This is a genomic window from Achromobacter sp. HZ01, assembly GCF_003267925.1.
GTDB lineage: Bacteria > Pseudomonadota > Gammaproteobacteria > Burkholderiales > Burkholderiaceae_B > Achromobacter > Achromobacter pulmonis_A.
This window is the reverse complement of sequence record NZ_LWKV01000012.1, coordinates 1-4,404: the sequence shown is the minus strand read 5'-3', so window position 1 is coordinate 4,404 and position 4,404 is coordinate 1. Positions and strand designations below refer to the sequence as shown.

The window sequence follows — 4,404 nt, the reverse complement described above, 5'->3', positions numbered from 1 at the left end:
AGCGACTTCCAGTACCTGAACGACCAGCAGACCGCCACCACCTCGATCACCTATACGGTCGTCGACGCGGACGGCGCCACGACCACCGCCACGCTGACCGTCACGGTCACCGGCCAGACCGACGCCCCGCCCGTCATCACCCCCGAGGACAGCGACGGCACCGTCACCGGCGCGCACAACAGCGTGATCGAAGCCAGCGGCGACATCGTCACCGGCTCCGTCACGGTGTCGGCCGAGGCCGGCATCCGTGGCGTGACCGTCGGCGGCCAGGACGTCACCGGCGCCAACAACACGCCGGTGGTCATCACCACCGACAAGGGCATCCTGACCATCACCGGTTACGATGCGGCCACCGGCAAGATCACCTATTCCTACCAGGAGACCGGTGGAGCCGACGACCACAGCGGCGGCGACAACGCCGTGCGCGACAGCTTCCCGGTGGTCGTCACCGACCTTGCGGGCGTCAGCAACAGCAACGACCTCGTCATCCAGATCATCGACACCGAGCCTACGGCCGAGGACGACGTCGCTTCCGTCACGGAAGACGCCACCGCCCCGATCACCGGCAACGTGCTGGCCAACGACACGTTGGGCGCCGATGCCAGCACCACCGTCATCAACACGGCCGACGCCAAGTACGGCACGCTGATCGACAACGGCGACGGCACCTGGTCGTATCAGTTGAACAACGGCCTGGAAGCTGTCCAGGCCCTGAACGATGGCGACACGCTGACCGAGACGATCCGCTACACGATCACCGACGCCGATGGCGACATCGCCGAGGCGGTGATCACCATCACGATCAACGGCCAGACCGACGGCCCGCCTGTCATCACGCCTGAAGACAGCGACGGCACCGTCACGGGCGCACACAACAGCGTGATCGAAGGCACGGGCGACATCGTCACCGGTTCCGTCACGGTGTCGGCCGAAGCCGGCATCCGTGGCGTGACCGTCGGCGGCCAGGACGTCACCGGCGCCAACACCACGCCGGTGGTCATCACCACCGACAAGGGCATCCTGACCATCACCGGTTACGATGCGGCCACCGGCAAGATCACCTACTCCTACCAGGAGACGGGCGGCGCCGACGACCACAGCGACGGCGACAACGCCGTGCGCGACCTGTTCCAGGTCGCAGTCACCGACGTGGCCGGCAAGACCACCACGGGCGATCTTGTCATCCAGATCATCGACACCGAGCCCACGGCCGAGGACGACGTCGCTTCCGTCACGGAAGACACCACCGCCCCGATCACCGGCAACGTGCTGGCCAACGACACGCTGGGCGCCGATGCCAGCACCACCGTCATCAACACGGCCGACGCCAAGTACGGCACGCTGATCGACAACGGCGACGGCACCTGGTCGTATCAGTTGAACAACGGCCTGGAAGCTGTGCAGGCCCTGAACGACGGCGATACGCTGACCGAGACGATCCGCTACACCATCACCGACGCCGATGGCGACATCGCCGAGGCCGTGATCACTATCACCATCAACGGCCAGACCGACGGCCCGCCTGTCATCACCCCCGAGGACACCGACGGCACCGTCACCGGTGCGCACAACAGCGTGATCGAAGGCACGGGCGACATCGTCACCGGCTCCGTCACGGTCTCGGCCGAGGCTGGCATCCGTGGCGTGACCGTGGGCGGCCAGGACGTTACCGGCGCCAACAACACGCCGGTGGTTATCACCACCGACAAGGGCATCCTGACCATCACCGGTTACGATGCGGCCACCGGCAAGATCACCTACTCCTACCAGGAGACCGGTGGAGCCGACGACCACAGCGACGGCGACAACGCCGTGCGCGACCTGTTCCAGGTCGCAGTCACCGACGTGGCCGGCAAGACCACCACGGGCGACCTCGTCATCCAGATCATCGACACCGAGCCCAAGGCCGAGGACGACACGGCTTCCGTCACGGAAGACGCCACCGCCCCGATCACCGGCAACGTGCTGGCCAACGACACGCTGGGCGCCGATGCCAGCACCACCGTCATCAACACGGCAGATGCCAAGTACGGCACGCTGATCGACAACGGCGACGGCACCTGGTCGTATCAGTTGAACAACGGCCTGGAGGCTGTCCAGGCCCTGAACGATGGCGATACGCTGACCGAGACCATCCGCTACACCATCACCGACGCCGATGGGGACATCGCCGAGGCCGTGATCACCATCACGATCAACGGCCAGACCGACGGCCCGCCGGTCATCACCCCCGAGGACAGCGACGGCACCGTCACCGGTGCGCACAACAGCGTGGTCGAAGGCACGGGCGACATCGTCACCGGCTCCGTCACGGTGTCGGCCGAGGCCGGCATCCGTGGCGTCACCGTGGGCGGCCAGGACGTCACCGGCGCCAACAACACCCCCGTCGTCATCACCACCGACAAGGGCATCCTGACCATCACCGGTTACGATGCGGCCACCGGCAAGATCACCTACTCCTACCAGGAGACGGGTGGAGCCGATGACCACAGCGACGGCGACAACGCCGTGCGCGACCTGTTCCAGGTCGCAGTCACCGACGTGGCCGGCAAGACCACCACGGGCGACCTCGTCATCCAGATCATCGACACCGAGCCCAAGGCCGAGGACGACGTCGCTTCCGTCACGGAAGACGCCACCGCCCCGATCACCGGCAACGTGCTAGCCAACGACACGCTGGGCGCCGATGCCAGCACCACCGTCATCAACACGGCCGACGCCAAGTACGGCACGCTGATCGACAACGGCGACGGCACCTGGTCGTATCAGCTGAACAACGGCCTGGAGGCCGTCCAGGCCCTGAACGATGGCGATACGCTGACCGAGACCATCCGCTACACCATCACCGACGCCGATGGCGACATCGCCGAGGCGGTGATCACCATCACGATCAACGGCCAGACCGACGGCCCGCCCGTCATTACGCCTGAAGACAGCGACGGCACCGTCACGGGCGCACACAACAGCGTGATCGAAGGCACGGGCGACATCGTCACCGGCTCCGTCACGGTCTCGGCCGAGGCCGGCATCCGTGGCGTCACCGTGGGCGGCCAGGACGTCACCGGCGCCAACACCACGCCGGTGGTCATCACCACCGACAAGGGCATCCTGACCATCACCGGTTACGATGCGGCCACCGGCAAGATCATCTACTCCTACCAGGAGACCGGTGGAGCCGACGACCACAGCGACGGCGACAACGCCGTGCGCGACCTGTTCCAGGTCGCAGTCACCGACGTGGCCGGCAAGACCACCACGGGCGATCTTGTCATCCAGATCATCGACACCGAGCCCACGGCCGAGGACGACGTCGCTTCCGTCACGGAAGACGCCACCGCCCCGATCACCGGCAACGTGCTGGCCAACGACACGTTGGGCGCGGACGCCAGCACCACCGTCATCAACACGGCAGATGCCAAGTACGGCACGCTGATCGACAACGGCGACGGCACCTGGTCGTATCAGTTGAACAACGGCCTGGAAGCTGTCCAGGCCCTGAACGATGGCGACACGCTGACCGAGACGATCCGCTACACGATCACCGACGCCGATGGGGACATCGCCGAGGCCGTGATCACCATCACGATCAACGGCCAGACCGACGGCCCGCCCGTCATCACGCCTGAAGACAGCGACGGCACCGTCACGGGCGCACACAACAGCGTGATCGAAGGCACGGGCGACATCGTCACCGGCTCCGTCACGGTCTCGGCCGAGGCTGGCATCCGTGGCGTGACCGTGGGCGGCCAGGACGTTACCGGCGCCAACAACACGCCGGTGGTTATCACCACCGACAAGGGCATCCTGACCATCACCGGTTACGATGCGGCCACCGGCAAGATCACCTACTCCTACCAGGAGACCGGTGGCGCGGACGACCACAGCGACGGCGACAACGCCGTGCGCGACCTGTTCCAGGTCGCAGTCACCGACGTGGCCGGCAAGACCACCACGGGCGATCTTGTCATCCAGATCATCGACACCGAGCCCACGGCCGAGGACGATGTCGCTTCCGTCACGGAAGACGCCACCGCCCCGATCACCGGCAACGTGCTGGCCAACGACACGCTGGGCGCCGATGCCAGCACCACCGTCATCAACACGGCCGACGCCAAGTACGGCACGCTGATCGACAACGGCGACGGTACCTGGTCGTATCAGCTGAACAACGGCCTGGAGGCCGTCCAGGCCCTGAACGATGGCGATACGCTGACGGAGACCATCCGCTACACCATCACCGACGCCGATGGGGACATCGCCGAGGCGGTGATCACCATCACGATCAACGGCCAGACCGACGGTCCGCCTGTCATCACCCCCGAGGACACCGACGGCACCGTCACCGGCGCGCACAACAGCGTGGTCGAAGGCACCGGCGACATCGTCACCGGTTCCGTCACGGTG

Annotated in this window: 1 protein-coding gene; it reads left to right on the top strand. The window is 66.2% G+C overall.

What is annotated here, in order from left to right; all coding sequences use genetic code 11:
- Window positions 1-4,404: VCBS domain-containing protein (locus A6B37_RS25900; RefSeq protein WP_210405824.1), on the top strand; the 4,404-nt coding region annotated here is incomplete at both ends.